Origin of the sequence: Pseudomonas savastanoi (assembly GCF_020917325.1) — a bacterium.
Taxonomy (GTDB): domain Bacteria; phylum Pseudomonadota; class Gammaproteobacteria; order Pseudomonadales; family Pseudomonadaceae; genus Aquipseudomonas; species Aquipseudomonas amygdali.
Genome location: NZ_CP076652.1, coordinates 5,430,459 through 5,445,677, shown reverse-complemented (window position 1 = coordinate 5,445,677; position 15,219 = coordinate 5,430,459). Strand labels below are relative to the sequence as shown.

Sequence of the window (15,219 nt, the reverse complement as noted above, 5' to 3'; positions counted from 1 at the left end):
TAGGCACGCTTATCGTCTGTCAGGCGCCGATAACGCCGCCATCTTCCCGGGTAATCACCATCACCGATGAGCGCGGTTTGCCGTCTGGCAAATGCTCGGGGAACGTGGAGCCACCGTTTTCACCGGGATGCTGGATGCCGATGAACATCGTCTTATAGTCCGGCGCAAAGCTGATGCCGGTGATTTCGCAACCGATCGGCCCGACCAGAAAGCGACGAATTTCGCCGCTGGCAGGGTCGGCGCAGAGCATCTGGTTGTTGCCCATGCCTGCAAAATCGCCCTTGTTGCTTGAGTCGCCATCGGTCTGAATCCACAGCCTGCCGGCTTCATCAAAGCTCAGGCCGTCGGGGCTATTGAACATGTTCTGCGCGTTGATATTGCTCGACCCGGCTTGCGGCGTACCGGCATGCACAGTCGGGTTACCGGCGACCACGAACAGGTCCCAGTCGAAGGTCATCGCTGAAGGATTGCTGTCTTCTTCGCTCCAGCGCAGGATCTGCCCGTACTGGTTCTTGGCGCGCGGATTCGGCCCGCCTACAGGCTGACCCTCTTCGCCGCGTTTGACGTTATTGGTCAGTGTGCAATAGACCTGACCGTCCTTGGGACTGACTACGATCCACTCCGGGCGGTCCATGCGCGTGGCTTTTACAACGCTGGCCGCCAGGCGCGCGTGAATCAGCACTTCTGCCTGATTATTGAAACCGGCAGCCGCGTCCAGGCCATTCTTGCCATGAGTCAGTTCGACCCACTGGCCCTTGCCTTTTGGATGATCCGGATTGCTGTCGCCTGCATCGAACTGCGCCACGTACAAGGTGCCGTGGTCAAGCAGGTTACGGTTGGCTTTGGGGTTCTGATGATCGATCTTGTCGCGGCTGATGAACTTGTAGATGAACTCGCCACGCTCGTCGTCGCCCATGTACACCACGGCGCGGCCACCCTTGGTTTGGGTGAACGCCGCGTTCTCATGTTTGAAGCGACCGAGTGCGGTGCGTTTGACCGGTGTGGACTTGGGATCGAACGGATCGATCTCGACCACCCAGCCATGACGGTTGACCTCATTGGGGTTTTTCGCAACGTCGAAGCGTGGGTCGTGCGGGTGCCAGTTGATCTCCTTGCTGGCGGCAACCACGCCATAGCGCTTCATGCCGGCGTCGAACTTCTGCTCAGCGTTGCTGCTGCCGAAGCAATCAGTGAAGTTCTCTTCGCAGGTCAGGTAAGTGCCCCACGGCGTCTGGCCGCTGGAGCAGTTCTGAAATGTGCCGAGCGCCTGGGTGCCGGTCTTGTCGGCGTCCGTTTTGAGCCAGTCGTGCCCGGCTGCCGGACCACTCAGGCTGATCGGCGTGTTGCCGTGAATGCGACGGTTGTAGCGCGAGTCCTGAACGAACTGCCATTTACCATTGTGCTGCTGCACTTCGATCACGGAAACGCCTTCTGCAGCCAGTGCCTTTTGCACTTCTTCAGCTGATTGCGGCTCTTTGCCGTGATCGAAAAGGTAACGGTAGTTGGTGTATTCGTTGTTGATCGCCATCAGTGCGCGATCCTTGTGGCCTGGCATCGGGAACAGGCACATGCCGTCGTTGTTGTCGCCGAACTGCACTTCCTGAGCCTGGGCTGTGCCCTTGCCGCTCGGGTCGAAAGCCGGGCCGCCTGCCTGCAAAGGCTGGCCCCAGCTGATCAGAACCGATGAGGTGTAGCCTTGCGGCAGGCTGATGCTGTCGGCGGTGGCGGCAGGGATGCTCTGGAAGCCCAACAATGTGCCGGACGCTGCGCTGATGCTGTTCGCGAGAACCGTGCGGCTCAACAGGTTGCCACCCAGAAACATCGCTGCGCCGCACAGGGCACCTGCGCTGATGAAGCCGCGGCGGGTGAGGCCGACCTTGTCTGTGCCGACCAGGTTTTCCAGATCGGTGGTTTGATTTTCTTCTAATAGTTTCATTATCACGGCTCCCTCGAATATGGCAGCCACCTTAGTGCGCGCATATGACGGAATTGTGTCGCGGTAATGACTTGCCGACGCTTACATCGGTATACCCAGCAACACCAGTGAAGCGGCAAATCTTGCCTGCACCGTGGCACCGGTTTTCAGCTGCTGTGCATGCAGGTGCTCAGGTGTCGCCAGGGCGCACAGCGTCTGGCCGCCGGGGAGTAAGATGCGTACTTCGCTTGGGCCATCTTCGGCGTCGGTCACGCTGTCGATTCGGCCGATCAGGCAATTGTTTCCATTTGTTTCTTCGCCGTTGTCTGCATGCAGTTCCAGCCAGCCGGCCTTGATCAGTGCAACCACCTCCGTGCCGTTTTCCAGCTGCAGACGCAGGGTGCTGTCATGGGTGACCTGTGCTTCGATAAACACCTCACCAGCCAATTGCAGGCGAACCTGATCGTTGTGCCCATGACGGGTGATGCTGACGATCCGCCCCAGCAACTGGTTGCGTGCGCTGGTGCGCAAGGTCAGACGATTGAGCAGGTCAAGGTCGCTGCTGTCTTCGGTCGCTTCCAGCACCTGCGCCTGCAATGCCTGCACCCGCTGATAAAGACGCAGCACTCGCTCGCCCTCTACCGACAGCTTTGCGCCGCCACCGCCACGTCCGCCGACACTGCGTTCTACCAGCGGGCTTTGCGCCAGATTGTTCAGCTCATCAATGGCATCCCAGGCAGCCTTGTAGCTCAAGCCTGCGCTTTTCGCGGCACGGGTGATCGAGCCCTGTTCGGCAATGTGCTGCAACAGCGCGATACGTTGCGGGCGGTGAACCATGTGTTGCGTCAGCAGGGTGGGTAGCGACATGGCGATCTGCGATGGTCGAGTAGGAGAGGGCAGTATGATCGCTCTCGTGCATGACGTCGAAACCGGACGCGGAGCGTCCCGCGATATTATTTCAATTGACTATCGTGCCAATGCTCCGCGTTGGCATGCCGTTCGTGACGCTCTGCGTCACAATTCTGCGCCGCACTGCACGCTCAGGATCGGAAGTGGAGCGTGGAAGCGATGAGCGTCTTGAGGTTCCTGAGCATAGCGCCCAATCAATCGCCCGGCTTCGGCGTTCTGGCCAGGCAATACACGTCCACTCTTTGTGCGCCGGCCTTGTTAAGGAGTCGCGCAATGACCTCTGCCGTCGAACCGGTGGTCAGAACATCATCGACCAGTGCCAGGTGCTTGCCCTGCACCCATTCGGGATCAACCAGGGTGAAGGCGTCGCGCAGGTTGCGTTTGCGTGCCTTGGCGTCCAGCCCCTGTTGCGCTGCTGTCTCCCGGCTGCGCAACACATGGTGTTCGTCAACGGGCAGTTGCAACTGTTTACCCAGCCACCCGGCCAGCATCGCCGCCTGGTTATAGCCGCGCTGGCGTAGGCGTTTGTTGGCGAGAGGAACTGGAATCAGGTAATCGGGACGTGGCAGGTCTTCCTCGAAACGGTGTTGTAGAAACTGCCCACACAGTTCGGCCAGCAGGCGTCCCATCGGCCATTTACCGTTATGTTTGAAACGGGTGATCAGGCTGTCCACCGGGAAGTCGTACAGCCACGGCGCGATCACCTGAGCAAATCCGGGAGGGCGCTTGCAGCATTGCGCGCAGCTCATGCCGGAGATGGGTAACGGCAGCGCACAGCAGTCGCACTGGCTGCCCAGCCACGGCAACTCGGCTTCGCACGGCACGCAGACAGGCATGGGCACCTCGCTGCGCTCATCGCATAACAAGCAGATTTGTTTGTTTTTTAACCAGATGTAAACCTCGTATTGGCGGTTGGGTTGACAGCGCATGGCTCTTCCTTAAATATGCCCGACATCCGTGTAGCGCATGGTGCCTTTACGCCCTCGCGCATTGCCCAGAAACACCAAGGAGCCGCCCGATGAGCGCCAGCACCACCGCCACTTTGCGTCACGACTGGACTTTAGCCGAGGTCAGGGCGCTGTTCGTACAGCCATTCAATGACCTGCTGTTTCAGGCGCAAACGGTGCACCGCGCTCATTTCGACGCCAACCGTGTGCAGGTTTCCACGCTGCTGTCGATCAAGACCGGCGCGTGCCCGGAAGACTGCAAGTACTGTCCGCAGTCCGGTCACTACAACACCGGCCTCGAGAAAGAAAAACTGCTGGAAGTGCAGAAGGTGCTTGAGGAAGCTGCGCGTGCCAAGGCCATTGGTTCGACCCGTTTCTGCATGGGCGCGGCCTGGAAGCATCCTTCCGCCAAGGACATGCCTTACGTGCTGGAGATGGTCAAAGGCGTGAAAGCCATGGGCATGGAAACCTGCATGACCCTGGGCCGTCTCGATCAGGAGCAGACCGAAGCGCTGGCCACTGCGGGCCTGGATTACTACAACCATAACCTGGACACTTCGCCGGAGTTCTACGGCAGCATCATCACCACCCGTACGTACAGCGAGCGCCTGCAAACCCTGGCCTACGTGCGCGATGCCGGGATGAAGATCTGCTCTGGCGGTATTCTGGGCATGGGCGAGTCCCTCGACGACCGCGCCGGGCTGCTGATCCAGCTGGCAAACCTGCCGGAGCACCCGGAGTCGGTGCCGATCAACATGCTGGTCAAGGTTGCCGGTACGCCGCTGGAAAACGCTGAAGACGTCGACCCGTTCGACTTCATCCGCATGCTCGCGGTGGCACGTATTCTCATGCCGCAGTCCCATGTGCGTTTGTCTGCCGGGCGTGAAGCGATGAACGAGCAGATGCAGGCGCTGGCATTCTTCGCCGGTGCCAACTCGATTTTCTATGGCGACAAGCTGCTGACCACCGCCAACCCGCAAGCCGACAAGGACATGCTGTTGTTCTCGCGTCTGGGCATCAAGCCCGAAGCGGGCGAAGGCCATGCCGACGAAGTGCATCAGGCTGCCATCGAACAGGCGCTGGTCGAACAGCAAAGCAGTTCGATGTTCTACGACGCTGCCTCTGCCTGACCCCTTGAACGGGCCGGCCTGCTCCGGCCCGTTTTGAACTGCCATCTTTCGGACCGGGGCCTGCATGTCTTTCGATCTCCGCACGCGCCTCGACGCACGTCGCGCCGAACATCTCTACCGTCAGCGCCCTTTGCTGCAAAGCCCGCAAGGCCCGCAGGTGGTTGTCGACGGTCAGCCATTGCTGGCGTTCTGCAACAACGATTACATGGGCCTGGCCAACCATCCGGAAGTGATCGCCGCCTGGCAGGCGGGAGCCGAGCGCTGGGGCGTGGGTGGCGGGGCGTCGCATCTGGTGATCGGCCACAGCACGCCGCACCACGAACTGGAAGAAGCGCTGGCCGAGCTGACCGGTCGTCCTCGTGCCCTGTTGTTCTCCAATGGCTACATGGCCAACCTCGGCGCGGTGACAGCCTTGGTGGGGCAGGGCGATACAGTTCTGGAAGACCGCCTCAATCATGCCTCGCTGCTGGATGCCGGTCTGCTCAGCGGCGCACGGTTCTCGCGCTATCTGCACAACGATGTGACCAGCCTGACAAGCCGCCTGGAGAAATCCGTGGGCGATACGCTGGTGGTCACTGACGGCGTGTTCAGCATGGATGGCGACATCGCTGACTTGCCTGCGCTGGCGCAAGCTGCGAAGGCCAAGGGTGCCTGGCTGATGGTGGATGACGCCCACGGCTTCGGGCCGCTGGGTGCAAACGGTGCCGGAATCGTCGAGCACTTCGGCCTGAGCATGGAGGATGTGCCGGTACTGGTCGGCACCCTCGGTAAATCGTTCGGCACCTCTGGAGCATTCGTGGCCGGCAGTGAAGAGTTGATCGAAACCTTGATCCAGTTCGCCCGGCCCTACATTTACACCACCAGCCAGCCACCTGCGCTGGCCTGCGCGACCTTGAAAAGCCTGCAATTGCTGCGTAACGAACATTGGCGTCGCGAGCATCTGGCGAGCATGATCCAGCAGTTTCGTCAGGGTGCCGAGCAGATCGGCCTGCAATTGATGGACAGCTTTACGCCGATCCAGCCAATCATGATCGGCGATGCCGGACGGGCTCTGCGTCTGTCGCAGTTGCTACGTGAGCGTGGCTTGCTGGTGACGGCGATTCGTCCGCCGACCGTGCCTGCGGGCAGTGCCCGATTGCGCGTAACGTTGTCTGCCGCGCACAGCGAGGCCGACGTACAGCTATTATTAGAGGCTCTGGAGCAGTGCTACCCGCTGCTGGATGCAAGTGAATCCATGGAGCCCGTCCATGCGTGATCGTTTGATTCTACTGCCGGGCTGGGGCTTGGGCGTTTCGCCGCTGGAGCCGCTTGCCGCCGCGTTGCGCGGGCTTGACGAGCATTTGCGGGTCGAAATCGAGCCGTTGCCGGACATCGACAGCTGCGACCTGCCTGACTGGCTCGACGAACTGGATGCCAACCTGCCGGATAACGTCTGGCTGGGCGGCTGGTCGCTGGGCGGCATGCTTGCCGCCGAGCTTGCAGCACGGCGTGGCGAAGGTTGCTGCGGGCTGCTGACCCTGGCCAGTAATGCCTGTTTCGTCACCCAGGGCGCGTGGCCGAATGCGATGCCCGCGCAGGATTTCGATGCGTTTCTGGCTGGCTGTTCCGCTGACCCTGACGCGACCCTCAAGCGTTTCAGCCTGTTATGTACGCAAGGCGCAGAAGACTCACGCGGTCTCGCCCGGTTGCTCAAGGCTGGCGCGCCGCACAGCTCCAAAACCGCTTTGGTCGATGGCCTGAAGATACTCCAGCAACTCGATACACGTGGCGCGCTGCAAACCTATCGCGGCCCGCAACTGCACCTGTTTGCCGGACTCGATGCATTCGTGCCGGCTGAAGCAGCAAGTGATCTGCTGGCCTTGTTGCCGGATGTCGAGGTCGGTCTGATCGAACAGGCCAGCCATGCATTCCTTGTGGAAAATCCCCATGGAGTAGCCGCTGCGATCCACGCCTTTCTGCACGAGTTGGACGATGACTGATCTTTCTATGCCCAAGCCGCCCTCTGTCCTGCCTGACAAACGGCAGGTCGCCGCGTCCTTTTCCCGGGCCGCGGGCAGCTATGACAGCGTGGCCGAACTACAGCGCAGCGTCGGCAGCGAGCTGCTGTCGCGTCTGCCTGCGCAGTTCAGTCCGACTCGCTGGCTGGATCTGGGGAGCGGCACTGGCTATTTCAGCCGGGCACTGGATCAAGTTTTCAGTGGCAGCGAAGGTATTGCACTGGATATCGCCCAAGGCATGTTGCGGCATGCGCAGCCATTGGGTGGTGCACAGCACTTTGTGGCAGGTGATGCCGAGCACCTGCCACTGCGTGATCAGAGTTGCGGGCTGATTTTCTCCAGCCTCGCCGTGCAGTGGTGTGCGGATTTCGCCGCGGTGCTCCGTGAGGCTCACCGGGTATTGCAACCAGGCGGTGTGTTTGCCTTCGCCAGCCTGTGTGTCGGCACGCTGTACGAGTTGCGCGACAGCTGGCAGGCAGTCGACGGCCAGGTGCATGTGAACCGCTTTCGTCACGAAGATGATTATCGTCAGTTGTGCACCGCCAGCGGTTTACAGGTGCGCAGCCTGGACGTGTGCCCGCAGGTGTTGCATTACCCCGATGTGCGCAGCCTGACGCATGAACTGAAAGCGCTCGGGGCGCACAACCTCAACCCTGGGCGGCCCAGTGGCCTGACCGGACGCGAGCGGATCAAGGGCATGGTTCAGGCCTACGAAGCCTTCCGTCAGGAAGCCGGTCTGCCCGCTACCTATCAAGTGGTGTACGCAGTGCTTGAAAAAGCCTGACGGCTCCACGTTATAAGGAAGATTACCGAGATGAGCGCTGCTTATTTCATCACCGGAACCGATACCGATGCTGGCAAGACCACGGTAGCTGCCGGTTTGCTGCATGCCGCCCGCTTGAAGGGCTTGAGCACCGCAGCGGGCAAGCCTGTGGCATCCGGTTGCGTAGTGACTGCACAGGGACTGCGCAATTCCGACGCGCTGGCGTTACAGGCCGAGTGCTCTGTCGAGCTGGATTACGATGAAGTCAATCCGCTGGCTTTCGAACCGGCCATTGCGCCGCATCTGGCCGCGCGCGAGGCAGGTGTCGTGTTGACGGTCGACTCGTTGCTGAAGCCGATGCAGCATATTCTGGATAAACAGGCCGACTTCACCTTGATCGAAGGCGCAGGCGGCTGGCGCGTGCCCTTGGCCGGGCAGAGTAACCTGTCCGATCTGGCCATTGCGCTGGATCTACCGATCATTCTGGTGGTGGGCGTGCGTCTGGGCAGTATAAATCATGCGCTGCTGACTGCCGAAGCCATCGCCCGGGACGGTCTGCACCTGGCAGGCTGGGTGGCCAACGTCATAGACGCAAACACCTCACGGCTTGAAGAAAACCTCGCCACGCTGGTCGAGCGTCTGCCTGCACCCTGTCTTGGACGCGTGCCACGATTGAATGTGGCGAGTGCCGAAAATGTGGCGCAATACCTTGAATTGGGGCAACTGCGCTGACAGTGTCGCTATCTTGCTGGCAGGCAACGTTGTTTTGGTTTTTTCAAGAGTCAGGCTATCATGCGGCCTAGTGCCATTAGTCTATTTGTCGAGTATTTCTGCGCAAATGCTGGTTCAATGACACGTGTTCGTTTTTTGAACTGAGGATCGGCTTATGCAAATCACCATGAACAACACCCTCTACCCGGGCCTGAGCGCTATGCAGGTCGGGCAAGGTCGTGTGGATCAGGCGGCCACCCAGATCGCCAGCTCCAACATCGAAGTGTCGGGCAGAAGTCAGTCTTCTGACTTTCAGCTCGAAAACCTGCGCTCTGTTGATCGCAGCCAGCGTTCTGACCTGTCTGCCAATATTGTCGAGCTCAACGCCGGCAAGACTCAGGTCGAAGCCGGGGTTGCGGTTCAAAAGGCCAGCGACGAAGCGCTTGGCACTCTGATCGACACTTACGCTTAACATCCTGTGTTCTAAAGCTTCGTGTAACGCCCACGCCGTGCCACACCTGCACGGCGTCGTTTGCTGAATTGCCCGCCATCACCCTCCTGTATCGCCCCCGTAACACCTTCCGCCCTCGACTAAACTTGCGCTTACGTTTTTCCTGCGCCTGATCCTTTTGCCTGCGCGGTCTGTAGAGCAGGGTGGACGAATGGTGCGCGCTTCGCTATTGACAAGGTTTAGGCGTAAACGTATGTTTCAAACACCTGTTTGACCGCAAGGCATACGAGATTGTCTGGTGCTTGAGGCTATGCTTTCAGCGACCGCCCGGTCATTCGTTCCAGGATTCATCAGCAGAGGTTTATCGCTATGCCTGACTACAAGGCCCCCTTGCGTGATATTCGTTTCGTCCGTGATGAGCTGCTCGGTTATGAAGCGCACTATCAAAGTCTGCCAGCCTGTCATGACGCCACCCCCGACATGGTCGACGCCATTCTCGAAGAGGGTGCCAAGTTCTGCGAGCAGGTTCTGGCACCGCTGAACCGGGTGGGCGATACCGAGGGCTGCACCTGGAGCGAGTCGGGCGTGAAGACTCCGACCGGTTTCAAACAGGCTTACAAGCAATTTGTCGAGGGCGGCTGGCCGAGTCTGGCGCATGACGTTGCGCATGGCGGCCAGGGCTTGCCCGAGTCGCTGGGTCTGGCGGTGAGCGAGATGGTCGGCGAAGCGAACTGGTCGTGGGGCATGTACCCTGGCCTGTCGCATGGTGCGATGAACACCATTTCCGAGCACGGCACCCCCGAGCAGCAGGACGCCTACCTGACCAAGCTGGTCTCCGGCGAATGGACCGGCACCATGTGCCTGACCGAATCTCACTGCGGCACTGACCTGGGCATGCTGCGCACCAGGGCTGAACCTCAGGCTGACGGGACTTACAAGGTTACCGGCACCAAGATTTTCATTTCCGCCGGCGAACACGACATGGCCGATAACATCGTCCACATCGTGCTGGCGCGCCTGCCGGACGCACCGGCTGGCACCAAAGGCATTTCGCTGTTCATCGTGCCCAAGTTCCTCTCAGCGGCTGATGGCAGCATCGGTGAGCGCAACGCGGTTAACTGTGGCTCCATCGAACACAAGATGGGCATCCACGGCAACGCTACCTGCGTGATGAACTTCGACGGCGCTACCGGCTACCTGATCGGCCCGGCGAACAAGGGCCTGAACTGCATGTTCACGTTCATGAACACCGCGCGTCTGGGCACTGCACTGCAAGGTCTGGCGCATGCCGAACTGGCTTTCCAGGGTGGCCTGCAATATGCCCGTGACCGTCTGCAGATGCGTTCGCTGACCGGCCCTAAAGCACCGGACAAGGCCGCTGACCCGATCATCGTCCATCCAGATGTGCGCCGCATGCTGTTGACCATGAAGGCCTTTGCCGAAGGCACGCGTGCCATGGTGTATTTCACGGCCAAACAGGTCGATATCGTCAAGTACAGCGAAGACCCGGAGCAAAAGAAAGCCGCCGACGCCTTGCTGGCGTTCATGACGCCGATTGCCAAGGCCTTCATGACCGAAGTGGGCTTTGAAGCCGCCAACCACGGTGTGCAGATCTACGGCGGTCACGGTTTCATTGCCGAGTGGGGCATGGAGCAGAACGTTCGCGACAGCCGGATTTCGATGCTGTACGAAGGCACCACCGGTATCCAGGCGCTCGATCTGCTGGGCCGCAAGGTGCTGATGACCCAGGGCGAAGCGCTCAAGGGCTTCACCAAGATCGTTCACAAGTTCTGCCAGAGCAATGAAGGCAACGAAGTCGTTCAGGAGTTTGTGACGCCACTGGCTGCGCTGAACAAGGAGTGGGGCGACCTGACCCTCAAAGTCGGTATGGCGGCGATGAAGGATCGCGAAGAAGTGGGTGCTGCATCGGTGGACTACGTCATGTTCTCCGGCTATGCCTGCCTGGCGTACTTCTGGGCCGACATGGCGCGTCTTGCGGCCGAGAAGCTGGCTGCCGGTACATCGGACGAGGCGTTCTACCGCGCCAAGATCCAGACCGCGCGCTTCTACTTCCAGCGCATCCTGCCGCGCACTCGCACGCACGTTGCCGCCATCCTGTCGGGCGCTGCCAACCTGATGGACATGAAAGAGGAAGACTTCGGCCTGGCTTACTAAGCTTCGCTGCGGTAATGAAAACCGCCTGATCGCTGATCAGGCGGTTTTTTTATGGGTGCGTTTTGGCTCATTGTTAACGCCAATCTCAACGAGACTTTGGGGAGCACTGACCCCGGATAACTCTCGTTCCCACGCTCCGTGTGGTCATGCATTTCGTGACGCTCTGCGTCACATCACAGCCATAGCGCATCACTCAATCCAGCCCGGGATACAGGCAGCACCAACGCCCGCGACTTCCGCAATAAACATTTTCCAACTCCTGCCGTTACAGAAAGTAGCTCGTTTAGTGATCCTGCCGATGCATTGTTCGCTGGCGGAGGGCACAATGCCATCAGGCCAGCCATTCATTCAGATGCCGGGTAGGAGATAACCCCTTTTGTTGCGTCCATCAGCTGCGCGATTGAGTCATTTTTTGCCCTCACTGGGTCTGCTGGTGGCGGGGCTTGCGGCTGCGTACGTAAAGGACCTGAACGTCTTCTTCACATCGCTTTTCAATGTGCTGCCCACGCTGGTCCTGCTGTTGGGCGGTGCGTATTGCTGTGTTTACCGGCGTCAGCGCGAGCTGTTTCTGATGCTCACGGTGTATATCGCCTACTACCTGCTGGATACCCAGACCGACTTTTACCGTGATAACGGCAAGGTCCGTGAGGATGCGGCGGTGATTTTCCACCTGGTCTGCCTGCTGCTGCCGGTGCTGTTCGGGCTGTATGCCGCGTGGGAAGAGCGTACGCATCTGTTTCAGGACATGGTCGCGCGGCTTGCGGTATTGGTGGCGGTAGGCAGCGTGGCACTGGGTCTTGAACAGAGTTATCCGGTCGAATTGCAAGTCTGGCTGGCCGACATCCGCTGGCCTGCGCTGCATGGCGCATGGATGAGTCTGATTCAGCTGTCCTATGCCATGTTCCTGGTGTCATTCGGGGTGTTGATCTGGCAATACCTGGAAAAACCGCGACCGCTGCACGCCGCGCAGATTGTCGGCCTGCTGGGGTTGTTCTGGGCACTGCCGAAAACCTTCATCCTGCCGTTCACGCTGAATATTCTCTGCAGTCAGGTAATGCTGATGATTGCCGCCGCCGTGGCTCACGAGGCGTATCAGATGGCCTTCCGGGATGAACTGACCGGACTGCCTGGTCGCCGGGCGCTCAATGAGCGCATGCAGCGTCTGGGACGCAACTACGTGCTGGCGATGAGCGACGTCGATCACTTCAAGAAATTCAACGACACCCACGGCCACGATGTGGGCGATCAGGTGCTGCGTCTGGTGGCCAGCAAGCTGTCGAAAATCACCAACGGTGGTGGCAAGGCGTATCGCTATGGGGGCGAAGAGTTCGCCATAGTGTTTGCCGCCAAGAGCATTGATGAATGCATGCCGCATCTGGAAGCCATTCGCGAGACCATCGCCAATTACGAGATTCAGCTGCGCAACAAGGACAGTCGTCCTCAGGATGATCAGCAAGGCCGACAACGCCGTGGTGGAGCGCAGGCAGGCAGCGTGTCGGTAACGGTCAGTATCGGCGTTGCCGAACGCCAGCCGGAGCATCGCACGCCGGAAGAGGTGCTCAAGAGTGCTGACCAGGCGCTGTATGCGGCCAAGGGGGCCGGGCGCAACTGCGTGGTCGCTTATGGGCAGTTGAACCGGCGCGGTGCTGTTCGTACGACCGAAGCGGCCACCTGAGGCAATCCTGCTATTTCCCGTGACCTGCCGTGACTATTCAGTCATGACACGACCCTATGTCTCTGAAATGTTGTTCGGGTAGACTCGTGAAACTCGACTGCTGATCTGCGTCTGTGCATGCATCGATCAGCCTCCAACAGAATTTCGCTCCGTGTTCACGAGGTTTGCCATGGCTGACTACAAAGCGCCACTGCGCGATATGCGCTTCGTCCTCAATGAAGTCTTCGAGGTTTCAAAGCTCTGGGCTCAACTGCCCGAGCTGGCCGAAACAGTCGACGCTGAAACGGTCGAAGCCATTCTCGAAGAAGCCGGTAAAGTGACCAGCAAGACCATTGCGCCGCTGAGCCGTAACGGTGACGAGGAGGGCTGTCACTGGAAGGACACCGTCGTCACCACACCTGCAGGTTTCCCCGAGGCCTATAAGACCTACGCTGAGGGCGGCTGGGTCGGTGTAGGCGGCAATCCCGAGTTTGGCGGCATGGGCATGCCCAAGGTGGTGTCGGCCCAGGTCGAAGAGATGCTCAACTCTGCCAGCCTGGCGTTCGGTCTGTACGCGATGCTCACGTCCGGCGCCTGCGTATCGATAGACACCCACGCCAGCGAAGCGCTCAAGACCAAATTTCTGCCCAATATGTATTCAGGCGTCTGGGCCGGTTCGATGTGCCTGACCGAGGCCCACGCAGGTACTGACCTGGGCATCATTCGCACCCGGGCCGAACCGCAGGCTGACGGTGCCTACAAGATCACCGGCAGCAAGATTTTCATCACCGGCGGCGAACACGACCTGACCGAAAACATCATTCATCTGGTCTTGGCCAAGCTGCCGGATGCACCGCCTGGGCCTAAAGGCATTTCGCTGTTTCTGGTGCCCAAGTTCATGGTCGGCGACGACGGCAGCCTTGGCGAGCGCAACACCGTCAGCTGTGGCTCGATCGAGCACAAGATGGGCATCCAGGCTTCAGCGACCTGCGTGATGAACTTCGATGACGCCATTGGTTACCTGATCGGCGAACCGAACAAAGGGCTGGCGGCGATGTTCACGATGATGAACTACGAGCGCCTCGGCGTCGGTATCCAGGGCCTGGCCTCTGGCGTGCGCTCTTATCAGGCCGCCGTCGAGTATGCGCAGGACCGTCTGCAGAGCCGTGCCCCGACCGGTGCGCAGAACAAGGACAAGGCTGCTGACCCGATCATCGTCCATCCTGACGTGCGTCGCATGCTCCTGACCATGAAGGCGTTCAACGAAGGCGGTCGGGCGTTTTCCAGCTACGTAGCTCTGCAACTGGATATCGCCAAGTTCAGCGAAGACGATATCGCGCGCAAGCGTGCCGATGATCTGGTGGCGCTGTTGACCCCGGTCGCCAAGGCGTTCCTGAGTGATATCGGTCTGGAAACCACCGTGCATGGCCAGCAGGTTTTCGGCGGCCACGGTTACATCCGCGAGTGGGGCCAGGAGCAACTAGTGCGTGACGTGCGCATCACGCAGATCTACGAGGGCACCAACGGCATTCAGGCGCTGGACCTGGTGGGACGCAAGATCGTCGGTTCGAACGGCGCGTTCTATCAGTTGTTTTCGGATGAAGTGCGCCAGTTCATCAATGGCGCAAATAGCGCACTCAACGAGTTCACCCAGCCGCTGGCAAAAGCCTTGAACATGCTGGATGAGCTGACTGGCTGGGTGCTGGACCGCTCGCGCGGCAACCCCAATGAAATCGGCGCTGCATCCGTGGAGTATCTGCATCTGTTTGGTTACACCGCCTACGCCTACATGTGGGCGATGATGGCCAAGGCAGCGCTCGGTAAAGAGCAGCAGGAGGAGTTCTATGCGAGCAAGCTTGGCACCGCACGCTTCTACTTCGCGCGCCTGCTGCCACGTATCCACTCGCTGGATGCTTCGGTGCGTGCCGGCAGCGAATCGCTGTTCCTGCTGGAGGCGTCACAATTCTGACCTGAAAAATTCGTGTAAGCATTAACTTACACGACGTAGTGGACATTGCCCTCTTCCCAAAAAAGGGATCCAAAGTTAATCTTCACCCATGGACGTAGCGCAGGACGCGCAACAAGACATAACAGGGACACGTAGGGAAGCCTGCCAGGACGGTGGGGTGAAAGGGAAATCAGGGAAACAGTCTGGAAAGCCCCGCTTAGGCGGGGTTTTCTTTGTCTGCGTTTTAACGATTCGGTTTTTCCTGCCCGCAGAATTCTGTCTTGCGCATGCACTACCCATGCGTGTGGCAATCATCTCCCGAGAAAGAATAATGGCGTCGTGCCAGAGCCGGTTGAACCCTCACCGACGACAAGGGTCGATTAGCTGTATGGCCAATCAGAGCCAATTCAATCAGGAGCTTTCCATGGACATCATTCGTATCATTTTCGCCATTCTGCTGCCCCCGGTAGGCGTGTTCATGCAAGTAGGCTTTGCTGGCGCTTTTTGGCTGAATATCCTGCTGACCCTGCTGGGTTACATCCCGGGAATCATCCACGCGATCTACATCATCGTCTCGCGTAAGTAAGACCTTGTCGCACTCGTTGATCGTTCCCTGCTG

The 15,219-nt window shown here is 59.5% G+C and carries 13 protein-coding genes; 10 read left to right on the top strand and 3 right to left on the bottom strand.

Features of this window, described 5'->3' with window-relative positions; genetic code table 11:
• Positions 1–19: 19 nt before the first annotated feature.
• From KP808_RS23335 to KP808_RS23325, 3 genes are all read right to left on the bottom strand, one after another.
• Positions 20–1,936: a PhoX family protein gene (locus tag KP808_RS23335; protein WP_230017014.1), complete on the bottom strand. Its 1,917-nt coding sequence runs from the start codon at positions 1,934–1,936 to the stop codon at positions 20–22.
• A gap of 81 nt (positions 1,937–2,017) precedes the next feature.
• Positions 2,018–2,782 carry a TOBE domain-containing protein gene (locus KP808_RS23330; RefSeq protein WP_230017013.1) on the bottom strand — a complete coding sequence of 255 codons (765 nt, stop codon included), beginning with the start codon at positions 2,780–2,782 and terminating at the stop codon, positions 2,018–2,020.
• A 236-nt stretch (positions 2,783–3,018) separates the two neighbouring features.
• Positions 3,019–3,753: a ComF family protein gene (locus KP808_RS23325; RefSeq protein ID WP_122280277.1), complete on the bottom strand. Its 735-nt coding sequence runs from the start codon at positions 3,751–3,753 to the stop codon at positions 3,019–3,021.
• Between the two features lie 89 nt (positions 3,754–3,842).
• Between KP808_RS23325 and bioB the strand changes: the two genes are divergently transcribed.
• From bioB to KP808_RS23275, 10 genes are all read left to right on the top strand, one after another.
• Positions 3,843–4,901: a biotin synthase BioB gene (gene bioB / locus KP808_RS23320; RefSeq protein WP_002555574.1), complete on the top strand. Its 1,059-nt coding sequence runs from the start codon at positions 3,843–3,845 to the stop codon at positions 4,899–4,901.
• Between the two features lie 64 nt (positions 4,902–4,965).
• Positions 4,966–6,156: an 8-amino-7-oxononanoate synthase gene (bioF, locus tag KP808_RS23315; RefSeq protein WP_230017012.1), complete on the top strand. Its 1,191-nt coding sequence runs from the start codon at positions 4,966–4,968 to the stop codon at positions 6,154–6,156.
• Positions 6,149–6,880 (top strand): alpha/beta fold hydrolase, encoded by a 732-nt coding sequence (locus tag KP808_RS23310; protein ID WP_122280275.1) that lies wholly within the window; start codon positions 6,149–6,151, stop codon positions 6,878–6,880. The genes bioF and KP808_RS23310 overlap by 8 nt, the downstream gene beginning before the upstream one ends.
• The gene (gene bioC / locus KP808_RS23305; RefSeq protein WP_230017011.1) at positions 6,873–7,682 is read left to right on the top strand and encodes a malonyl-ACP O-methyltransferase BioC; all 810 of its coding nucleotides are present in this window, start codon (positions 6,873–6,875) and stop codon (positions 7,680–7,682) included. The genes KP808_RS23310 and bioC overlap by 8 nt, the downstream gene beginning before the upstream one ends.
• A 30-nt stretch (positions 7,683–7,712) precedes the next feature.
• Positions 7,713–8,393 carry a dethiobiotin synthase gene (bioD, locus tag KP808_RS23300; protein WP_230017010.1) on the top strand — a complete coding sequence of 227 codons (681 nt, stop codon included), beginning with the start codon at positions 7,713–7,715 and terminating at the stop codon, positions 8,391–8,393.
• Between the two features lie 154 nt (positions 8,394–8,547).
• The gene (locus tag KP808_RS23295; protein WP_054985662.1) at positions 8,548–8,844 is read left to right on the top strand and encodes a hypothetical protein; all 297 of its coding nucleotides are present in this window, start codon (positions 8,548–8,550) and stop codon (positions 8,842–8,844) included.
• Between the two features lie 348 nt (positions 8,845–9,192).
• The gene (locus KP808_RS23290; RefSeq protein ID WP_230017009.1) at positions 9,193–10,998 is read left to right on the top strand and encodes a phenylacyl-CoA dehydrogenase; all 1,806 of its coding nucleotides are present in this window, start codon (positions 9,193–9,195) and stop codon (positions 10,996–10,998) included.
• 376 nt (positions 10,999–11,374) lie between these two features.
• Positions 11,375–12,673, top strand: a complete 1,299-nt coding sequence (locus KP808_RS23285; protein WP_058409541.1) for a GGDEF domain-containing protein — start codon at positions 11,375–11,377, stop codon at positions 12,671–12,673.
• A gap of 169 nt (positions 12,674–12,842) precedes the next feature.
• Complete coding sequence (locus KP808_RS23280) at positions 12,843–14,621, top strand: acyl-CoA dehydrogenase C-terminal domain-containing protein (RefSeq protein WP_122280271.1); 1,779 nt, start codon at positions 12,843–12,845, stop codon at positions 14,619–14,621.
• Between the two features lie 403 nt (positions 14,622–15,024).
• Entirely contained in the window at positions 15,025–15,186 is a 162-nt protein-coding gene (locus KP808_RS23275; protein WP_002555565.1) for a YqaE/Pmp3 family membrane protein, read from the top strand.
• Positions 15,187–15,219: the final 33 nt, after the last annotated feature.

Bases quoted from the DNA above. Each gene is read 5' to 3' on its own strand.
- KP808_RS23295 (WP_054985662.1), top strand. From the start codon at position 8,548: ATGCAAATCACCATGAACAACACCCTCTACCCGGGCCTGAGCGCTATG.
- KP808_RS23325 (WP_122280277.1), bottom strand. From the start codon at position 3,753: ATGCGCTGTCAACCCAACCGCCAATACGAGGTTTACATCTGGTTAAAA.
- bioD (WP_230017010.1), top strand. From the start codon at position 7,713: ATGAGCGCTGCTTATTTCATCACCGGAACCGATACCGATGCTGGCAAG.
- bioB (WP_002555574.1), top strand. From the start codon at position 3,843: ATGAGCGCCAGCACCACCGCCACTTTGCGTCACGACTGGACTTTAGCC.
- KP808_RS23310 (WP_122280275.1), top strand. From the start codon at position 6,149: ATGCGTGATCGTTTGATTCTACTGCCGGGCTGGGGCTTGGGCGTTTCG.
- KP808_RS23330 (WP_230017013.1), bottom strand. From the start codon at position 2,782: ATGTCGCTACCCACCCTGCTGACGCAACACATGGTTCACCGCCCGCAA.
- KP808_RS23290 (WP_230017009.1), top strand. From the start codon at position 9,193: ATGCCTGACTACAAGGCCCCCTTGCGTGATATTCGTTTCGTCCGTGAT.
- KP808_RS23275 (WP_002555565.1), top strand. From the start codon at position 15,025: ATGGACATCATTCGTATCATTTTCGCCATTCTGCTGCCCCCGGTAGGC.
- bioC (WP_230017011.1), top strand. From the start codon at position 6,873: ATGACTGATCTTTCTATGCCCAAGCCGCCCTCTGTCCTGCCTGACAAA.
- KP808_RS23335 (WP_230017014.1), bottom strand. From the start codon at position 1,936: ATGAAACTATTAGAAGAAAATCAAACCACCGATCTGGAAAACCTGGTC.
- bioF (WP_230017012.1), top strand. From the start codon at position 4,966: ATGTCTTTCGATCTCCGCACGCGCCTCGACGCACGTCGCGCCGAACAT.
- KP808_RS23280 (WP_122280271.1), top strand. From the start codon at position 12,843: ATGGCTGACTACAAAGCGCCACTGCGCGATATGCGCTTCGTCCTCAAT.